Origin of the sequence: uncultured Pontibacter sp. (assembly GCF_947499215.1) — a bacterium.
In the GTDB taxonomy this organism is placed as follows: domain Bacteria; phylum Bacteroidota; class Bacteroidia; order Cytophagales; family Hymenobacteraceae; genus Pontibacter.
The window spans coordinates 710,813-731,092 of the sequence record NZ_CANMNI010000002.1; the positions used below are offsets into that span (position 1 = coordinate 710,813).

At 49.9% G+C, this 20,280-nt stretch carries 15 protein-coding genes; 10 read left to right on the forward strand and 5 right to left on the reverse strand.

The annotated features are described in order from the left end of the window. Positions 1-45: 45 nt before the first annotated feature. Both Q1A04_RS11190 and Q1A04_RS11195 read right to left on the reverse strand, forming a co-directional pair. Positions 46-885 (reverse strand): gliding motility-associated C-terminal domain-containing protein, encoded by an 840-nt coding sequence (locus Q1A04_RS11190; RefSeq protein ID WP_299705485.1) that lies wholly within the window; start codon positions 883-885, stop codon positions 46-48. Between the two features lie 581 nt (positions 886-1,466). Next, positions 1,467-2,279, reverse strand: coding sequence for a hypothetical protein (locus tag Q1A04_RS11195; RefSeq protein WP_299705488.1), 813 nt, complete (start codon positions 2,277-2,279; stop codon positions 1,467-1,469). Between the two features lie 585 nt (positions 2,280-2,864). Here Q1A04_RS11195 and Q1A04_RS11200 point away from each other — a divergent pair. From Q1A04_RS11200 to Q1A04_RS11220, 5 genes are all read left to right on the forward strand, one after another. Further along, complete coding sequence (locus Q1A04_RS11200; protein ID WP_299705491.1) at positions 2,865-3,782, forward strand: glutamate--tRNA ligase family protein; 918 nt, start codon at positions 2,865-2,867, stop codon at positions 3,780-3,782. Positions 3,783-3,860: 78 nt separating this feature from the next. Then, positions 3,861-5,228, forward strand: coding sequence for a mechanosensitive ion channel domain-containing protein (locus Q1A04_RS11205; RefSeq protein ID WP_299705494.1), 1,368 nt, complete (start codon positions 3,861-3,863; stop codon positions 5,226-5,228). A gap of 3 nt (positions 5,229-5,231) precedes the next feature. Continuing rightward, positions 5,232-6,989, forward strand: a complete 1,758-nt coding sequence (locus Q1A04_RS11210) for an ABC transporter ATP-binding protein (RefSeq protein WP_299705497.1) — start codon at positions 5,232-5,234, stop codon at positions 6,987-6,989. A 72-nt stretch (positions 6,990-7,061) separates the two neighbouring features. Beyond that, positions 7,062-7,691: a hypothetical protein gene (locus tag Q1A04_RS11215; RefSeq protein ID WP_299705499.1), complete on the forward strand. Its 630-nt coding sequence runs from the start codon at positions 7,062-7,064 to the stop codon at positions 7,689-7,691. A 66-nt stretch (positions 7,692-7,757) separates the two neighbouring features. Further along, a complete protein-coding gene (locus Q1A04_RS11220; protein ID WP_299705502.1) occupies positions 7,758-8,834 on the forward strand; it encodes a J domain-containing protein in 1,077 nt (358 codons plus the stop codon). A 58-nt stretch (positions 8,835-8,892) separates the two neighbouring features. Here Q1A04_RS11220 and Q1A04_RS11225 read toward each other — a convergent pair whose 3' ends face one another. The 3 genes from Q1A04_RS11225 to Q1A04_RS11235 all read right to left on the reverse strand — a co-directional run bounded on the left by Q1A04_RS11225 (position 8,893) and on the right by Q1A04_RS11235 (position 11,812). Then, positions 8,893-10,290: a CPBP family glutamic-type intramembrane protease gene (locus Q1A04_RS11225; protein WP_299705505.1), complete on the reverse strand. Its 1,398-nt coding sequence runs from the start codon at positions 10,288-10,290 to the stop codon at positions 8,893-8,895. Positions 10,291-10,387: 97 nt separating this feature from the next. Beyond that, positions 10,388-11,182, reverse strand: a complete 795-nt coding sequence (locus tag Q1A04_RS11230; protein WP_299705507.1) for an alpha/beta hydrolase — start codon at positions 11,180-11,182, stop codon at positions 10,388-10,390. Positions 11,183-11,326: 144 nt separating this feature from the next. Then, positions 11,327-11,812 carry a hypothetical protein gene (locus Q1A04_RS11235; protein WP_299705510.1) on the reverse strand — a complete coding sequence of 162 codons (486 nt, stop codon included), beginning with the start codon at positions 11,810-11,812 and terminating at the stop codon, positions 11,327-11,329. A 954-nt stretch (positions 11,813-12,766) separates the two neighbouring features. Here Q1A04_RS11235 and mfd point away from each other — a divergent pair. The 5 genes from mfd to Q1A04_RS11260 all read left to right on the forward strand — a co-directional run bounded on the left by mfd (position 12,767) and on the right by Q1A04_RS11260 (position 20,270). Next, on the forward strand, positions 12,767-16,138 hold the full coding sequence (gene mfd / locus Q1A04_RS11240; protein WP_299705513.1) for a transcription-repair coupling factor: 3,372 nt from the start codon (positions 12,767-12,769) through the stop codon (positions 16,136-16,138). 261 nt (positions 16,139-16,399) lie between these two features. After that, the gene (locus Q1A04_RS11245; RefSeq protein WP_299705516.1) at positions 16,400-17,983 is read left to right on the forward strand and encodes a PAS domain-containing protein; all 1,584 of its coding nucleotides are present in this window, start codon (positions 16,400-16,402) and stop codon (positions 17,981-17,983) included. A gap of 72 nt (positions 17,984-18,055) precedes the next feature. Further along, positions 18,056-18,463 carry a response regulator gene (locus tag Q1A04_RS11250; RefSeq protein ID WP_299705519.1) on the forward strand — a complete coding sequence of 136 codons (408 nt, stop codon included), beginning with the start codon at positions 18,056-18,058 and terminating at the stop codon, positions 18,461-18,463. 158 nt (positions 18,464-18,621) lie between these two features. After that, a complete protein-coding gene (locus Q1A04_RS11255) occupies positions 18,622-19,455 on the forward strand; it encodes a hypothetical protein (RefSeq protein ID WP_299705522.1) in 834 nt (277 codons plus the stop codon). A gap of 380 nt (positions 19,456-19,835) precedes the next feature. Further along, complete coding sequence (locus tag Q1A04_RS11260; RefSeq protein ID WP_299705524.1) at positions 19,836-20,270, forward strand: acyltransferase; 435 nt, start codon at positions 19,836-19,838, stop codon at positions 20,268-20,270. Positions 20,271-20,280: the final 10 nt, after the last annotated feature.

Below are 20,280 nucleotides of genomic sequence, written 5' to 3' on the forward strand. Positions count from 1 at the left end.
GGCTCTTTTACTTTGGTGTGGAGTTAGATTTTTTTTGTTAAAATGCTACCTTACAATCGTAACAGTACCTCTGTACCGATCCTTCGCGAAGGGATGCTCTAGCATATAAAAGTATACTCCTTCCACCAGCCCCCAGCCGTCCCAGTCGTTGCTGTATCCATCCGAATGATAGACCTGCTTCCCCCATCTGTTATAGACCTGTAATTTCCACAGATCTGTAGTGAGCCCCTTTATGTGAAACGAGTCATTGAGGCCGTCCCCGTTTGGTGTGAAGATATTCGGCACTACCAGTTCCGGCAGCGGCTCTACGAAAACATCATCTACAAAATAATAAGCTCGATAAAAGAAGGTATTCCCCTTCTCCCTTACCACTTCGGCTGTGGTGGAGGCCGCATCATAGAAGTTGCCGATAATGAGGTACCTTGCCGGGGACTGCGCCACAAACACTCCCTGCACCAGTACCCACTCTTCCTTATTTTTTATAACTCTTGTTTCGTTCACCTGCGGCACAAAGGGAAGAACGCTACTGGTGGGCTCATTCACAAAAGTGTCCGAGAAATACATGCCCAGGTTATTGATAGCTACCCGGGAGCTGTCGGCCAGGGAAACCCACATGCCGGTGAAGTAGCGCTGCCCAGGCACCAAAGGCTCAGAGAGCGGCACCTGCAGGTATTCACGGGCATTAGGATGTGAACCAGAAGACTCCTGTGCGTATAGGATATAACCTGCCATAGAGGTGCCGGTGCGGGGCATCTGAGAGCCCTTCGAGAGCCAAAAAGTACTTGACGTAGCGTGGTTGGCACAACTGGTTGGAATCTGTGTGCTGAAGACATCAGAAGTACCAAATGTCGGCAGCGTCCAGTGCTTCAGGATTTCAGGCATCATTGCTTGGCTGGAGACTATGCCGCAAAACAGGCTCTCGTACTCCTCAAAGCTGGGGTTAAGCACTAGGTTCTGAGCTGTGAGAGAAAATCCCGGTGTGCCCCACATTAGTAATAGTACTAATAGGTTATGCAAGCACCATTTTCTCAGTAACTCTTTCATGACAAGCAATTTCTAATACATGAGGAAATATTTTATCCCCTTGTAAGTTTGCAATAAATATGACTATGTTTTTAAAATGAAGCTTTCCCTAATACTGAACTAACTATAAAAAAATGTTTCTGCAGGCTTTAAGTTTGGAAATTATAGTAAATGGAATTTAGCTGAGCACTTAACTCATTCAAAATCTATTTCGATTTTGAACTTTAGCATAACGGACTTGGCTTTGCGGTGGCGCAGTTAACTTATAGAATTTGTTGGGCATTTGTTTTTATTCTTTCTGTACCCACTTATTCTGGATAAAACCCTAACTTCTGAAAATACGAAGTAGTACATCAGGCCCTATTACAAGAAAGCTTTTCTCCTTGTATTTAAAAACTGCTATACAAGAGAACTGACAAAGTACAGGATAGAATAACCAGCAGTTAATTTTCACAATTATAACTATAGCTAAAGGTATCCGTCGTGCTCTTGTCAAGTCTTGTGCTGGTCTCTCGAGTAGTGTAGCCGTCTGAGTTGTATTCAAATATGGAAGTATAGGAATTTTGTTTAGAAACAGAGCCATCTGGTCTGGTTTTAGTGAGCTTTGTAATATTGCGGTAGTAAGGATATCCAAGGCTTTCCCCAAACACAACATCATTAATAAAAGGCAGGGCCTCAATAAAAGCACGGTTTCTACTATCGTATTCCAGCGAAATTGACTCAACAAACGTTCCTGCTGGTCTATAGTGCCTAGCTGTGTGCATCAGTCCATTGCTGTATTCATACAACCAAACTTCAGTCGTAGCAGCTGGTTCAGTAATGGTTACGCTTCTTAGTTCTGTTGGGGAGCTATATTCATATGTTTTGGTCTGCAACTCCTTTGTAAGACGATTACTTCCCTCCTCTTTCCCAAATGTAGTAACTCTTGTAAGTAATCCTATAGCGTTATACTCATAAGTAGTATAACTATCTAATTTGTCATAAACGTAATAAGTCCTTCGGGATATTTTGTTTTGCGAGTTAAACTCAAACGACTCCTTAATGTAAACTCCTCCATCAGTAAAGGATGTTTCCATTCCAAGCAGCGTTCCATTTTCATCATAAAGGAACTCTTGAAACCTCCCTCCGCCATTATTTCTGACATCAAAAGTGACCATTCTGCAGACATCGTTATTTAGAAACACCGGCTTCACATCTTCCTTGGAGTCACATGAAACAAAAGCCAAGAGTAGGCATAAGAGTAGTAACGTCTTCATTTATTGAATATTAATATTTTATGAAATTTTATACGTATTATTTCAATATATTCAATATGTTCTACTAAAGAATTTTATAAAGCACATCATTTGCTTGCTTAGTGAAAATTAAATATTAGCTAATACATTTTCAGGAAATACTGACAGCCTGAGGGTAAACTTAGATTTGATATAGTGTCGCTCCTTATTCTGACTGTTCTCTGTCCATTTTACGACTATCCGATAGCTTCTTTCTCCAATGAGGTAATGTTTTTGCTTTATACCCATCAGCTTAATGTGGCATCCCCAACAATTACTCTGCCTCAATCTCAGAGGTACTGTTAGACATGCAGCGGCCACCTCCTATTCAAGTTGGTAGTCGATTGAAATCTTTCTGTAAACAATGTCTATCATTTTCACAGCTTCCATATTTAAATTATGTCCAACACTACCTCGAAAGCGTAAACATACGCTTATCTGTATATTATCAAACATAGCGAAATCCATTTATTTATCAACCTTACTATCTAGCATTTTAAGCACTACTACCTTGACTTTTAATCAGGCAGCTATACCTTTGACCTAGCCAAACCCGGCGCTATACCTGTGGAAACGAAACAGCAAATAAAAACCCGCATCGCCCCGACCCCCAGCGGCTATCTGCATCTGGGCAATGCGCTGTCGTTTGCTATTACGTGGGCGCTGGCACGCAAGCAGCAAGGCATCGTATTGCTGCGCATCGACGACCTCGACAATGCCCGCTTCCGCCCAGAGTACCTGCAGGACATCTTCGACATGCTCGACTTCATGGGCCTTGACTACGACGAAGGGCCGCGTAATCCACAGGATTTTCAGGAGAACTACTCCCAGCTTCTAAAGCTACCGGCTTACCAGGCGCAACTCGATAAACTGGTGCAGCAAGGGATGGTGTATACCTGCCCGTGCTCCCGTACTCAGATAGCGGCCTTGTCGCCGCAGGGGCTATACCCGCTCACCTGCCGCGAGGAACAGTTGCCGCTCGATACGCCCAATGCCGCTTGGCGCGTCCGTATACCGGAGGGCACAGTCATCTCGTTCAAAGATCAGTTGCTCGGCAATTGCACCGTCGCATTGGCCCTCGAAATGCCCGACTTCGTGGTGCGCCGCAAAGACGGTATACCTGCCTACCAGATTGCCTCGATCGTAGATGACTTGGCTATGGGCGTGAACCTGATCGTGCGGGGCGAGGACCTCATGCTCTCCACGGCGGCACAGCTTTTCTTGGCGGAGCACACCGGCGCCACCGCCTTCACCAATGCAGCTTTTGTGCACCACCCACTCATCGTAAGTGAGGGCAACAAGCTCTCCAAATCGCACGATGCCCTCTCGCTCACCGAAATGCGCAAAGCGGGGCTTACCTCTCAACAACTCTGGCAAAAGCTGGCTGAGCTGCTCGGTTGGCAAGACGCAGGTGTAACAGACGCCCAAACTTTCCTCAGGAGGTTCCATCTCAAAGACCTGCCACGGCACATCGCACAGGTATAGCAAGCGCCTCTTTGTAGCGCCTCGGCTTTTCTTTCGTATAGAGAGAAAACTGCTCAAAAAGAGAAAGCCGCGAACCCTATGCCTTCCTATAATCGAAACAGAAGAACTTCCTCACGAAATTTACGCGTCTCCACAACAGGTGGTGCCAGCACACAGGGCGCCGGTCAGCCAAAAGGCTATACCTCCACTGTCACCCGCAGAAACCTGCGAACCAAAACCCGCAGAAGAAGAAAGCCCGCACGGGGTTCGGCTGTGAAGGGAGCCCAGAACCGACTTCGCAATTTCCGACAGGCCTCAATCCTAGCTGTGGCCATTACCGGTTTTATTTTGATGATGTTTGCGCCAAGCGAAGCAGGTCTTGCGCAGGACAATGGCCCAGACTCCGTGGCCGTGGTGGAGGAAGTGGCGGTTGAGGAACTGGTGCCCGGCGATACTGCTTCAGAGGCTGTTGTCCAGAACGGCTCCACCAAGGAAGCTACCGTGGAAGCCATTGGCGCGCTGCAGGGCCTATGGGACAGCTTCATGTTCAACCTGCCCAAACTGCTAATAGCCTTTATCACACTAGTCCTAGCTTGGCTAGTCGTACGCATGGTGCGATCTATCCTGCAGCGTTACATCGGCAAATGGCAAAGCTCGAGCGCAATCATTTCGCTCGTTTCTATTGCAGTATGGCTACTGGCTATTGGCGTAGCCCTCAGTGTTGTGGCTGGCGACATTAGGGCATTGGTCGGATCTTTTGGTCTTATTGGTTTGGCCCTATCATGGTCGCTGCAAACGCCCATCGAGAGCTTTACGGGCTGGCTTATGAACTCCTACCAAGGCTACTACCGCGTAGGAGACCGCATCCGGGTGGGCGAGGTCTTCGGCGACGTATACCGCATCGACTTCCTCACCACGACCGTTTGGGAGATCGGGGCACCCTACCAACCGGGCTTCGTGCAGGCAGAGCAGCCCACCGGCCGCTTGGTGACTTTCCCAAACAACGAGGTGCTAACAGGTACGATCATCAACCTTACCGGCGACTTCCCTTATGTTTGGGACGAGCTGGATGTAGGCGTGGCCAACGAGTCGGATGTACCGCTTTCCATGGAAGTGCTGGAAAGCGTAGCGCTGGGTTTGCTCGGCGACTACATGAAGGCGCCCGCCGCCTCCTACTCCCATCTCCTGCAGCGGGCCGGGCTGGACGATGCCGTGCCGGACAAGCCGCAGGTGTTCGTCTCCATGACTGAATCTTGGACAAACGTGACCATCCGCTACTTGGTGGGAGCACGCGAGCGGCGCAAGTGGAAAAGCGAACTCACACTGCGCATCACCAACGAACTGAACAAGCCGGAGTACATTGGCAAAATCATTCCGGTATACCCTCGGCAGCAGGTGCAGTTCATCAATCCCCAAGGTGTGCCTGTTCAGGCAGATCTAACTGACAAAGACAGATCGAAAGAATAACCCATGCGCGTACTCTGGAACTACCTGCAGCCCCATCGCGGACTGGTTGTACTCTCGCTTTTGCTGGCCGGCATCAGTCAGGTGCTGGCGCTTGTCGACCCGATCATTTTCGGAAAGATCATCGACGACTACGCCACACCGCCCTTCACCATGAGCAGCGAGGAGCGTGTGGAGGGAGCGCTTTGGCTGATGCTGCTGGCTGTGGGGGTCGCGCTGCTCTCCCGTTTGGCCAAGGCTTTTCAGGAGTATTTCACCAATCTGGTCGTGCAGAAGTTTGGTGTGCAGATCTTCAACGACGGTCTCAAGCAAACACTCAAACTCTCTTATCAGGAATACGCCGACCAGAACAGCGGCGAAACGCTTTCTATTTTGCAGCGGGTGCGCCGCGACACCGAGCGCTTTATCAACTCCTTTATCAACATCCTGTTTTCTTCTTTGGTCGGTGTGGGTTTCTTGATCTGGTATGCCATCACGAAGCACTGGGCGCTGGTGCCGATTTTCATCATCGGGATGGTCGTGCTCGGCGGACTCACCAGTTTGCTCAGCGCCAAAATCAAAACCATGCAGCGCTCGATTAACAGAGCTACAAACAAAATGTCGGGTGTGATCACGGAGTCGCTGCGCAACATTGAGCTGGTAAAAAGCCTCGGACTGACTTACCCGGAGATACGCCGCCTGCGCGAGCATACCGAACGGATCTTCACGCTGGAGATGGCCAAGGTAAAGCGAGTCCGCACCCTTTCTTTTCTGCAAGGCGCAGCGCTCAATCTGCTTAAACAGTCCATCCTTTTCACGCTGCTTTGGCTAATTTTTCGGGATGTGCTCACCACAGGCGAACTGATTTCCATGCAATTTATCTCGGTGAGCATTTTTGGGCCGCTGCAGGACATGGGCACCATCATCCTGACCTACCGCGAAGCCGAGGCCTCGCTCCACAACTTCGATGAGCTCATGAACAAACCCGTGGAGACCCGACCCGAATCGGCGATTGACGTGGGGCCGCTGCAGCAACTGCGTTTCGAGGATGTGGTGTTCCGGCACAAGGGTGCTCCGCAAAACTCCGTGGACGGTATTTCCTTTGAGGCCAACACCGGTGATACCATTGCCTTTGTGGGGCCGTCGGGCTCGGGCAAATCCACCTTGGTCAAGCTGCTCGTGGGGCTCTATGTACCCGTGAGCGGCGAGATATACTTTAACGGCACTCCTGTACGGGAAATTTGGCTAAACGAAGCACGACGGCAGCTGGGCTTTGTGACACAGGAGACCAACTTGTTTTCGGGCACCATCAAGGAGAACCTGCAGTATGTGAAACCGGACGCAACTGACGAAGAAGTAATCCGGGCCATGGAAAAGGCATCGGCCACCACTCTGCTCAGCCGTTCCGAGCAAGGCATCCATACCCAGATCGGGGAAGGCGGACTGAAGATGTCAGGTGGCGAGAAGCAGCGACTTTCCATCGCCCGCGCCCTCATCCGTAACCCGCGTCTGCTCATTTTCGACGAAGCCACCTCCGCTCTCGATTCCCTCACGGAAGAGGAAATTACGGCCACGGTAAAAGAGATTTCAGCCCTTCGGGAGCAGATTACCATTCTGATTGCTCACCGCCTCAGCACGATCATGCACGCCGATACTATCTATGTGCTGGAAAAAGGAAAGATCGTAGAGCAGGGCAACCACGCTGAACTGGTCGAGCAAAAAGGGCTTTACTACGCCATGTGGCGTCAGCAGATTGGGGAGCGCAAGGTGGAGTTGATCCGGTAGAGGTATAGCCTGCAACCTTCCTGCTGCGTGCACGGTATGCAAAGCAACACACTAAAACAGAACATTATACCTATGAAACTATACCTACCTGCAATCGCCGCCTTACTGGCCCTCGCTTCCTGCGGCTCCGACTCCGCCGACGGTAACTATAACCGCGCTGCCGATGATGAACTGATCGAAAGTCAGGTCGACTCTGACACCAAAGCCTCAATCGACAGTGTGGCCCGCGCCACCGACGAGGGCGCCATCCTGCACCCGCTACCCGATACGCTTACCAGCCTATTGCAACAACGGCAGCCGCAAGCAGAAGTGGCAGTCCTCACCGACAATGCCATGTCGAACAGAACAGCACAGGTAGACAATCCCGTATATCTGCGCGGCAACCTGAACGGCAATCGTAATCCCGACTATGCCGTGCAGGTGCTTCAAAACGACTCCATCCACATCTTGGCTTTTCTGGACTACGGCACCCCGCAGGTCCGCGAAATGAAAGTGGCGGCCTACCCATCGCAGCAGTTGAACGACCGCAGGTATAGCTCCCTGCAGCTTAAACTCGCGCCGCAGGACTCACTGGTACGCAACCCGCGTCAGCAGCAGTTTACTAATCTTAAAACCGACGGTGTGTCCGTAATAGACGGCAATCGTACCACGCTCTACCTGTTGCAGAACAACCGATTTATACCTTTCGACGCACGCCAGTAAGGTATAGCGCTGGCTTATTCGTAAATTGCCGGCGCTATACCTTTCTTTTGAACCTGTTACTAGTTTATGCCTGCTCCTAAGTCCGACAAACCTGTTCCATCGCTTACACCGCAAATCGCCACTCCAGACCAGCGCAGGCTAAGTCAACTGCAGCAGGAGTTTAACAAGAAAGTAGCACAGATAGAGCAGCTGAAGCAGGAGCTGGCCACACGGCGCGACAGCATGGATATCGCCCAAAAGCGTATCGAGAAGGAACTGCGGCCCATCATCATGCAACAGGTAGCACAACGGGCGGAGTTGGCCCATCTGTTGGACGATGCGTTTGCATTGCCGCTGTTTAGTTTCAGGGAAAAAGAGAAGCTTGCCCTGCTGATTGTCGATATCGCCCTAGACCTGATCCAGAACTACGAGCGCAAAGACTTGATAACCCTGCACGACAGGTATGCTGAGGTTGCCTACGCCGAGCGCGCGGCTTTTGTAGCAGAAGAAGAGGATTTAGCTGAAGAAGGTATAGCTAGCGAGGAAGAAGAAGCTATACCTGACAACTGGGATGACCTCGATGACTTTGAGCGCATACAGGCCCAACTGGACCGTGAGGAGGAAGAACGTGAGCGGGCCAAGCAAAACCGCCAGAAGGGCCGCAAAACCAAAGCTCAAAAGGAAAAGGAGGCCAAAGCAAAAGCCGAGCTCAGCAGTATCAGCAAGGCCAGCCGCCGCGTGTATACCGACCTCGCCAAGCAACTGCACCCCGACAAAGAGCGTGACGAAACCAAGCGTGCTTGGAAAGAAGAGGCCATGAAGCGCGTGACGCAAGCCTACCACCACGACGACTTCTTCGAGCTGCTGCGCCTGCAAATGGAGTTCCTGCAGGAGCAAGGCCAAGCACTCGACAAATTGCCTGACGAGCAGCTACAGTATTATATCAAAATCCTGAACGACCAGCTAAGCGACTTGCAGGCTGATCTCAATGGTTTCATCTTTGGCCCTAACGCCATCTTTTTTGACCGCTTCTGCGGTAGCCCGAAGCAGATGAACCAGAAGTTTAAACAGGCGAAGGAAAGCTTAACCTACGAACTGGAACAGCTGAAACAGAATTTGCGCGTGCTGCAGGACCCCGTACAGATAAAGGTTATTCTAAAATAAAACAGCCGCTCACTTGTCTCTATGACCTATGAGCGGCTGTTTTATTTTACTTTACCTGCTATTTAAAAGACACTACGGCCAAGTCAGCCAGCTCCATCCTCGACTGCAGTAGTATACCGTATTTCGTTTTTAAGTCTTCCTTTGCTTGGATAAAATCGCCTTTGGGAAGTTTGAAGTTATACTTGCCCGACTCTAAGAGTTTTCTTTCCGACACAAGCATCACCTCAAAATCTGTTTCGATCGCGCTTACTAACTCTCCTAACGTTACGTTTTCGAACGTGATATCCTCAGGATTGCGCATAACAGTAGACTTACCAATGTCTGCCACAGCATTGGCCGCCAGCAGGCTGGTGTCGGCAATCGCCACATCCCAAGCATCCATTTGCTGAGAGCGGTAGGTTACATCAAACTTGTACACCTCTTGCAGCTGCTCTAGCACCAGCTGTTTGTTTTGCTTTATGTCTTCGGCAGCATTATGGGCTTTAAACTTCAAGTTTATCGCCGTGTGCTGATGTCTGGTTTTGTCAAACTCCACTAATGACTCTTCTTTATCCAGCAAGGCCAGAATAACATTATGCAGCTTCTGATTCTCAAAACCCAACGAGTCTTTACCTATATGTTTAGAGGAAACTGCGTTTTGGTCATGAAGCGCGTGCTCCTCTACTTGTAGGGTATAGGTTTCGTTTTGGATATGCAGTTTTTCATCTAATATGCCCATCGTCGCTAGCGCCAACCCAAAGAACAGTGCGTTGTGACCCGCATGCAGGAAATAGCCCCAGCGAAAACCGTGCTTTACACGCATATACCCCAGCAGCACACCTGCAATTATCTGAGGCGCAATTAAAATTGGGATAAGTAACACAGCCGCCGATGCGTAGTCAAAATCAGTATAATTGGTAATGTGAATAAGCCCAAAGACAAAGGCCATCAGGTAAAAGAAAACGCCGTATACCTTACCCCATGCCTTCTTCAAGAAGCCCGCTATTGCGTCGGCGTTTAGCGCGTACAGCACCAGCGCCATACCCAACACGACCCATACACCAATGGCTCCTTCTAAAGGCAGCAGCGAGTAGGCCAATACGCCAAGTGCAATGGCCGCCACGAAAGCCAGCAGGGCCATGTAGCCGCTTTTAAACCGCAGGCCGTAGCGGAAAACTAGCTCTTCCAGCAAAGGTATCGCCAGTACGCCCAATAGGAGAAAGGCCCAGATCGGAAGTGACCGCATCATTTCTATCACGGCATGGTTATTACTCGTGTGCCAGCCCAGCCACTCTACCAGCTGTATTACACCCATTATAGCAAAGGTGAGCACCACATCTATCAGGAGCACATACAGCAGAATGCGCAGTTTGTAGGAGTTACTATTTACAGCAGCGGGCTGGTCCTTTGGGTTCTTTAGGAATAGCCAAATGTCGGAGGCAGTTTGTTTTAACTGAAGCTTAAATGAAGGAAGCATAACTAAATATTAACAACGATAGACTAACTAAAGTCTAAATATATAAAAATATAGCAATATCCTTTTTTTCATTTATAAACTTTTGTTTTAGCGATAGCTATACCTTCAAGTAGTCTTCCATCACATCAATTACCTCTAGGGGTGAACTTAGGTTGGGGCAATGGCCTGTCGCTTTCAAGTTGACAAGTGTTGAGTTTTTGATTGTCCTGTGCACATAGGCACCTACTTCGGCTGGGGCAATTACATCCTCGGCACACTGCATGATCAGCGATTCGGTTTGTAGATTTGGCAAGTCGGGTCGGTTGTCTGACAGGAAAGTAACCTGCGCGAAGTGTTTTGCAATGTCAGAGTCCGTATCGCAGAAGCTTTTGGCCAGTTCTTCTCCCAGCGAAGGATTGTTTGGGTGCCCCATGATCAAAGGGGCAAAAGATTCTGCCCAACCCACATAATCCTGTTTCATGTAGTCTAGCATGGTGAGCACATCTGCACGGTCGAAGCCTCCGATGTAATTCCCGTCGTTGATATAGCAGGGAGAAGGTCCGATTAGAATCAGCTTTTTGAAGAGTGTCGGATCTTTGATGGAGCTGAGCACTCCCATCATGGCGCTAACAGAGTGCCCCACGAATATGACGTCATGCAGATCTAGTTCTCGGCATATTTCCACAATATCGGCCGCATAGCCCTCCAACGTATCATACTTATTTCTATCGTAAGCGGATAGGTCAGAATCACCGGCTCCTACATGGTCAAAGAGCACAATTTTGTATTTCTGTTGAAAAGCGGGTGTAACAAAGCGCCACATGTTCTGATCGCAGCCAAAGCCATGCCCGAACATGATCGTCTCCTCCCCTTTCCCAAAGACCTTTATATTATTTCGCTTGATCACATCCATCACATCCTGCTATAAGTATTCCGGCATTACTCCGCTCCATCGGTATAGCCAAAATCCCCTATTTTAGCCAACCTAGTATACTTATACGAATTTTTAATGTGATTAATTCAAACTAATTTGTTCAAGTCAGTAGTTGAAAGGGTGCTAAACGTGTGAAAGGGGAACTGTCAGATCTTTTATCTCGGTCTGCAATTCCTGTGCAAGAGGCTCTATTCTTAGCACTGCGGTCTCTTTCTTGCCATCACATGAAAGTAAGATCTTGGCACCGTCCTCTAACCACAAGTAGCTATCGAACGAAGTAGAAACGGTGGGTCGCCAAGAACGGTTTACATCAGAAGTAGTGGTTCTGTTCTTCTTTAGAAAGATGCACTTCGTGCCGGAGTATGGCTCTCTGGTGCCAACAGTATGCCCTAGTATATTCACTCCTATGCAATAAGTGCTGTTGTACAAATCGATTTCAAGGCACTTATACTGGACCAGTGGAAAAATCCCGAACAGAATCATGAGGACACCAACCACGGGATAGATTGAGAATATCCATACGCCCCCAGCGATGATGATGATAGCATAAACTTTCGTGCTGAAGCCAGCGGGGTCAGTTAGTTTATAGCGTAGTAAAGGTGTTTCCATCGTTACATAAGGTATAGGTTTTGTATGAGAGAATTAACTAGCATGCAGTTTGAATGAAGCCTGACCATATCACCATTTTCCGCTTTTCTCAAACTGGAGGTGTTATTAGGCACGATGTGCTATTTATAGCCTATAACTCGTATAGATAAAACTGCCAATACAGAACAGCCATATACCTGCTACAACAATAAAGGATAGCCACGCAGACTTTTGCTTTTCCGCCACAGACATTCTTTCGAATTTTTTGAAATACCATAGGTATCTATCATTTCGGAACAGGATAAAATACCCGCACCCTAGCGCTACAAAAAACATAAGCATGAAGTGCTCTATCTCTAAGTAGAACTCTTGCCTTAAAAACCCAGAAATAAAATTGATAGACCCATAAGTCAACAGGAAAAATATAATATACATGTGCCCCCCAGAAAGAATGCTATTTGGTCCTTTCTTTGGATCATTTAAAGCTTTTAGCACAGCACCTTTCGAATCTGCAACCCCTCTCTTCCTGTAACTCTCTTTTACCTTCTCATTTTTTAGAACTAAAAGTAGAGGGTAGTTAAAAAAGGATTGCGTACTCCGCTCAAATCTGAAAAGATTGTAAAATATTAAATTCCAGAACCTTGTCATTTCAATTCAATTTGAAAAGATTAATATGAGAGTTATGCGCAGTATTCTTTATAAGTAAATTAAAATTAATCAGTTTGCAAAATTCTTCCCCCAACCTGCCTCTGCTAGTGCGAGCTTGCAGCTTGTGCTTTATTCAGCAGTTTAGAAACACGGGCTGAAAGCTCGCGTTAGCCAGTAGATTATAGAACCTCCCCGCAACCTTCTCCCCTCTCTCCCAGTTCTGATAAGACGTTAACTTGTTTATCTTTGTAAAATAACAACCAGCAGAACACGACTATCGAAAAGTCCTGTGTTCTGCCTTTGCTGTTTTGTGACGTTTTGAACTGAATGAAAGTAACTGATTTTTTAGAGCTGTACCGACTCGATGGCGTGGTGCAGACCATTGCCGAGCGACTTAAAGCCGATAAACCCTACCGCTTGCAGCTCAAAGGCATGGCCGGTAGTCTGGATGCCGTGATGGCCTCGGCAGTCTATACCTTACACCCGCAGCACCAGCTTTTCGTTTTGCACGACAAAGAGGAGGCGGCCTATTTCTATACCGACCTCAAAAACCTGCTCGGTGACGAAAAGGAGGTCATGCTGTTCCCGACGTCCTACAAGCGGCCCTACAGCTTCGACGACACCGAGAACGCCAACATCCTCATGCGGGCCGAGGTGCTCAACCGCCTCAACACTAAGTCCGAAAAGGGCGAGTTGATCGTGACCTACCCCGAGGCGCTCACCGAAAAAGTGATTAACAAAAAGTCACTGGTGGAAAACACGCTGGGAGCCAAGGTAGGCGAAAAGCTTGATGTGAATTTCCTGAGTGATATGCTGGCCGAGTATGGCTTCGAGCGGACGGAGTTTGTGTATGAGGCGGGCCAGTACGCCGTGCGCGGTGGCATTGTGGACGTATTCTCTTACGCCAACGACCTGCCGTACCGCATCGAGCTTTTCGGCGATGAGATAGAAAGTATACGCTCCTTTGACCCCGATACACAGCTGTCCGTGGAGACGAAGAAAAGCATCTCGATTATACCAAACGTGCAGACTAAACTGCTGCAGGAAACACGCGAAGCTTTCCTCGAATTCGTGCCGAAGAACACCGCCATCTGGTTCAAGGATGTACGCCAGACACTGGATGTGGTCGACGAGTATTTCGACAAGGCTTCTCAGGCTTTTGACAAACTGATGGCGGGCAGCGGTGGTACTCAGATCGTATCAGATCCGGAACAACTTTTCCAGACGCAGAAGCAGTTCAAGAAGCTGCTAGAGAAGTTCAGCATCGTGGAGTTTGGAAAACGCTTCAACTACAAGGACACGGAGGTGTTGCAGCTGCAATCCAAGCCACAGCCTTCATTTAACAAAGATTTCAACCGACTGGTAAAAGACCTGCACGAGCAGCAAAGCAAGGGCTTTGTGAACATCATCGCCACAGACTCTCCACGCCAAATCAACCGCCTCACTACCATCTTCGACGAGCTCGACCACGACATGCGTTTCCAGCATTTAGGAATTTCGTTGCGCGAGGGCTTCATTGACGAGCAGCTCAAGATCACCTGCTATACCGACCACCAGCTATTCGATCGCTTCTACCAGCACAAAGCCAAAGAGGGCCGCTCCAAAACCAAGGCGATGACGCTTAAAGAGCTGCGCACCCTGCAGCCCGGCGACTACATCACGCACATGGACTACGGTGTGGGCCGCTTTGCCGGTTTGGAGAAAGTGGAAGTTGGAGGACGCTTACAGGAAGCCATCCGATTGGTATACCGCGACGACGATTTGCTCTATGTGTCCATCCACTCGCTGCACAAGATCAGCAAGTATAGCGGCAAAGAGGGCGGTCCGCCGACCATGAGCAAACTGGGCTCGCCGGAGTGGGAGAACAAGAAAAAGAAAGTAAAGAGCAAGGTAAAGGATATCGCCGCCGAACTCATTCAGCTGTACGCCAAACGCAAGGCAGCGCCGGGCTATGCCTATACCCGCGACGGCTTCCTGCAGGCCGAATTGGAGTCTTCGTTCATTTACGAAGACACGCCCGACCAAGGCAAAGCCACCGAGGACGTAAAAGCAGACATGGAGCAGCCACACCCAATGGACCGTCTTGTGTGCGGCGACGTGGGCTTCGGCAAAACCGAAGTAGCGATACGGGCTGCCTTCAAAGCGGCCTGCGACGGCAAGCAAGTGGCTGTGCTCGTTCCGACCACGGTATTGGCCATGCAGCACTTCAAAACCTTCCGCGACCGACTGGAACAATTCCCAATCACGGTAGATTATATTAACCGTTTCAAAACTGCAAAAGACATTAAAAACACTTTGCAGCGCGTGGCTGAAGGTAAAGTGGACATCCTGATTGGCACGCACCGCATCGCCAGTAAGGATGTGAAGTTCAAAGACCTCGGCTTGCTGGTGATAGACGAAGAACAGAAGTTTGGGGTGAAGACGAAGGAGAAACTGAAAGAGATGCGCGTGAATGTGGATACCCTTACGCTCACCGCTACCCCTATACCTCGTACCCTGCACTTCTCCCTGATGGGTGCCCGCGACTTGAGTGTAATCGCCACACCGCCGCCGAACAGACAGCCAGTGAAAACCGAATTGCATGTGTTTGATGAGGTTTTAATCCGGGACGCTGTGGCTGCTGAGTTGAAGCGGGGCGGGCAGGTGTTTTTTGTGCACAACCGCGTAAAAGATATCGAGGAAATCGCCAACATGATTCTGAAACTCGTACCCGACGCCCGTATCACGTATGCCCACGGACAGATGGACGGCGAGACGCTGGAAAAGCGCATGATGAAATTCGTGGAGGGCGAGTACGACGTACTCGTGTCAACCAACATCATCGAGTCGGGTCTGGATATACCGAACGCCAACACCATCATTATCAACCGGGCGCACATGTTCGGTTTGTCAGATTTGCACCAGATGCGTGGCCGAGTGGGCCGCTCCAACAAGAAGGCCTACTGCTACCTGCTCACACCACCAGTGGCTGGTCTACCGACCGACGCCCGCAAGCGACTGAGCGTGCTGGAGGAGTTCTCTGATCTGGGTGAAGGTTTCAAAATCGCGATGCGCGACCTCGACATACGGGGGGCCGGCAACCTGCTAGGCGGTGAACAGAGCGGTTTCATAAATGACCTCGGTTTTGAGATGTACCACCAAGTGCTCGACGATGCCATCAAGGAGCTCAAAGAAACCGAATTCCGCGACCTGTTCCTGAAAGACAATCTGGCTGAGTTTGTGGAGCCCGTGCGCGACTGTAACATCGAGACGGATATGGAGGTGCTTATACCTGACTGGTATGTGGGCAACATTTCGGAGCGCCTCAGCCTTTACAGCAAACTCGACAGTACCAAAGACTTGCAGGACTTAGAGAAACTTCGTACCAGTATCGTGGACCGCTTCGGGCCATTGCCGGAAGAGGTACAGAAGCTGGTGGAGATCGTGAAGCTGCGCTGGCAGGCACAGCAGTTGGGCTTCGAGAAACTCACCATCAAAAAAGAAGTGATGAAAGGCTACTTGCCAAGTGAGAACAACGACGCCTACTTCCAGTCTGAGACCTTCGGCAACATCCTCAAGTATGTGCAGCAACACTCGCGCCGCTCCCGCCTGAAGGAGGCCAAGGATAAACTCATCGTAATTGTGGAGGACATCCAGAGTATAGCGGATGCCCGCGAGGTGTTTGAAGGATTTGGTGTGAAAGCAACGGCTACTGCCTGAGAAATAAGTAGTTCTTTTTAAATCAAAAAGCACGGGATACGCAACAGGTTGTATCCCGTGCTTTCTTTATTATCCCCGACACCAGTCTTACGACCCGCGAAAAGGAATATAGCCATAGTCCGAAACATTTATCTCTCGGAAATTAATAACAAAGGAAGGATTTTGATATAATTTTGCTATTTTAGAAGCTTTCCTCGCTACGAAGACTCAACTTAGACTTAATTCATTCCTGTGCATCCCAAAATCGCCACACCCCCTCCTATGCTTGAGCCAATTTTCCGGGCATTGCCGGGGCTATACCTTGTCCTGTCGCCTGAACTTATCATCTTGGAGGCAACGGATGCTTTTCTGAAACAGACATTCATCAGCCGCGACTATGCTATCGGACAGCACCTGTTCACTGTGTTTCCCAATAATCCGGATAACCCACAGTTAGACTCCGAGGCAGCGGTGTTCAAGGCACTGCGTCATGCATTGGAGCAAAAGGAACCCTACAGCATTGAGGTGCTGCGATACGACTTGCCTTCGTCACTTGAACAGAAAGATGGCTTTGAGGAGCGCTATTGGGGTTCTACCAGTGTACCTATTCTTGATGAGCAGGGCGAGGTGCAGTACCTAGTACATGAGGTGCATGACATCACCGAGAAAGTACTGAGCAAGCGCATGCGGCAGCAAAGCCAAGAGCAGTTAAACCTGCTTACAAGCGCTACCAAGGCTGTAGCTTGGGAATACGACATTGTGCTTAACCGCATGACTTGGGGCGAAGGGCTGCAAGAGATATTCGGCTATACGCCACAGGAAATGGGGCCCGGCGGTGAGTCATGGGACTCGCGTGTGCATCCCGAGGATTTTGAACGCGTACAGAAAAGCATACAGCAGGCCTTAGACCAGCAACATGCCACTTGGACAGGCGAGTACCGCTTCCAGAAAGCTGACGGCACTTATGCCCACATTCTAGACCAAGGTTATACTGTTTATGATACCGAGGGCAAGCCGATGCGCACGATTGGCTCTATCATCGACATCACCCAGAGCAAGGACACCGAAAAGGCGCTAAAGGAAAGCGGTGCGCGCTTTCGTCACCTGCTGGAGGTACTACCCCACATGGCTTGGACGGCCTCTCCGCAAGGTAAAGTCCTGTTTTTTAACCAGCACTGGTACGCCTACACCGGTATGCGACAAGGGCAGACAGAAGGCTGGATAAACGCGATCCACCCGGAAGATTCCGCCATGGCCCTTACTTGCTGGCATCAGGCAGTGGCCGGTGGCGAAAGTTTTGAGATTGAATACCGCGTCCGCAACCATTTCGACGGCACATACCGCTGGTTCTTGGAGCGTGGCCTGCCTATGCGTGACGCCGCAGGCAACATCACACTCTGGATCGGTACGTACACAGACATCGAAGATCAAAAACAGCAAAGCGAAAGCCGCGAAGATGAGCGCCTCGAGAATTTGCTGCGTCTCTCACCCGTGCACCTGTGCGTGCTGCATGGCCCCAACCACGTATGCCAGTATGTTACGCCGGGAGTATACAAACTGTATGGCAACCGAAACTACGTAGGCCGCACCGCCCGCCAGCTCTGGCCAGAACTAGAACCGCTTGGCTTCTTCCACATGCTGCAGGAGGTATATACCAAAGGCCGCGCCGTATACATCAATGAGTTTAAAGCAACTATTGATCACAAATTGAATGGTAATCCGAGCGATGCCTACTTTAACTTTAAGTACCAGCCTATATTCGACAGTATAAACCAAGTCGAAGGCATCATGATTTCGGCGATAGAGGTGACAAATCTCGTAAAAGCTAGGCTACGGGCCGAAGCGCTCGCCAGAGGTAAATCCTGATACGACTTGTATTTTGTCTTTTCTTTAAAACAAAAAAAGGCCTAATTTGTAAAAGAACACAAACCACAAACTATGAAATCTGTAAAGACCATACTGCTGATAGACGACGACGACACCACCAATTACCTGAATCAACGCCTGCTGTCTCGCATGGAGGCGGCGGATGACATACGGGTCGTTACCAACGGTGAGGAGGCGCTAGACTACCTGAATAAGGCTTTTAGCGGAGTGGAGAACTACCCGAAGCCCGACCTTATCTTTGTGGATATCAAAATGTCGGTAATGGACGGATTCGAGTTTCTGGATGAGTACCAGCGTTTTGAAGAAGAGAAAAAGCTGCGCACTGTCATGCTGATGCTCACCTCTTCGGCTAGTTTTTACGACCTCGAGCGCCTCAAAAAATATCCTGAGGTACGCAAGCACTACTCCAAGCCGCTGGCAGAGGCCGATGTGCGCGAAATCATGGAACAGTACTTCTAATCCCAAACAGGAAATGCAAGTAGAGGAGACGCCTTATGACAGGGCGTCTCTTTTTTTATACCTGTGCCCCAGCAAACTATAGCCTCTGTAACCCGTAAAAAATAACGCCGCCGCATGCGGTCATTTTAACAGAGTATAACAGAACAAAAAATAAAACCATGGAAAAAAGAGAAGAAAACTATGGCAGGCCTGGGGATGAAAACCAGCGCATTGGCCGTGAGCTATACAACAAAGACAGAAACAGTGAAGAGCAGCACCCGACTCAGCGCTACGCCTACAGAGGCGAAAATGAGAGAAAGTGGGACGAAGGCAATTACTTCCATACTGGACCAAGCCCGAGAGGAGCGCAGGATCGCGACCGTCAGGCTGAAAGCGGCCGCCACTACACCGGCAACAGACCGGCCCCTTACCAGAGCGACCGCGGCTCCTACCAGAGCGGCCACTATGGCAACCGCAGCGAAAGTCCCTACCGCAATGAGAGCCATTACCTAAATCATGGTTCCAGAGGGCAGGGAAGCGGAAGTCAGCAAGCCTACCGTCCGTCAATGGGCAGCGGTTCGCAGCCGGGCAACTACAACGAGCCCCCTACCTCGCAGGACAGCCTGTGGCGTGAAGGCCCGGGATCACGCAGCCGCTACAAGGAAACCGACTACCGCTACGGTAGCGGATCGCACAACTGGTATAGCGAAGGCCGTTACTCTCCTGACCAAGAGCCGGAGAGCCAAGACAAGCGCGGGTTCTTTGAGCGTGTACGCAACACTTGGGACGACATCATGCACTCTGATGATCCGGAATACCAGCCACACAACCGCTACGACTCTGAGCGCCGCGCCGAACAACTGAGCAGTCGCCACCGCTATGGCTCTGAGCCATACCAAGACAGAAATTTTGACCGCGGCTATGAGGGCGGTCCGCGCTGGGCAGACGAGACAGACTCCGGTCACGATAATTATTACAAAGATTCTGACAGAAACCAACGCAACCGCAGATAATGCGTATAGCAGTCTGATTAGGTTACTTTGGTAGTAGATTAGTAATTGAGGGCAGCCCACCAGCTTTGGTGGGCTGCCTTTTTTATTTGGGGAAAAGCCATTTTTTCTGTATCTTCTGCCTTCACAAGTTATTACTGGCCAATCCATTGGCAATTTACTTCGCTTCGTCCGCACCTATGTCGGCACGCTGTCAGCGCCCTTGCGCCCGGCCAACATGTGTATAAAGCAGAGGACGGTTTTTGTCAGTTTCTTTATACCTGACGACCAACATCAGCCCTTTGCTCCCGTACATTAAAACCCGACATGCTGGGCAAGACTTCGTTACCGGGCCTGCTGCGGCATGAAGCTTTAGTTTTTCACTTAACAGGAGGAAAAAAGAAATGCATCACGAGGAAGAAGAAAGACACCACGATAGAACACGTCGCCGTCACCCACGCCACGAAGAGCAGCAGCAAAACTTCAGAAGCCGTTGGGAAGAGCCGAGGCCTTTTATGCATGACCGGGAAAGGATGCAGTACGAAGAGGAAATGCGAGAACGCGCAGAGCGGGAGCGGCACGAATACAGGCACCAACAACAGGAACGGCAGCATACAGAGGACATCAACCGTCACCAGCACGGCTTCTCCGACGAACATCATGCCATGCGCAGAAGAGATGAGCAGCGCGAGTGGCGCGATGGCAATGATCGCTACTCACCGGAAAACCAGCATGCACGTGACCGTTGGCAGCAGCCAGAGCACCAGCCGCCCTTACGGGAGCAGCGCCGCCGGCAGCAAAGCCGACGCGATGAAGACTGGGAAGAGCGCGGCTGGTAGCCCGCTTTCC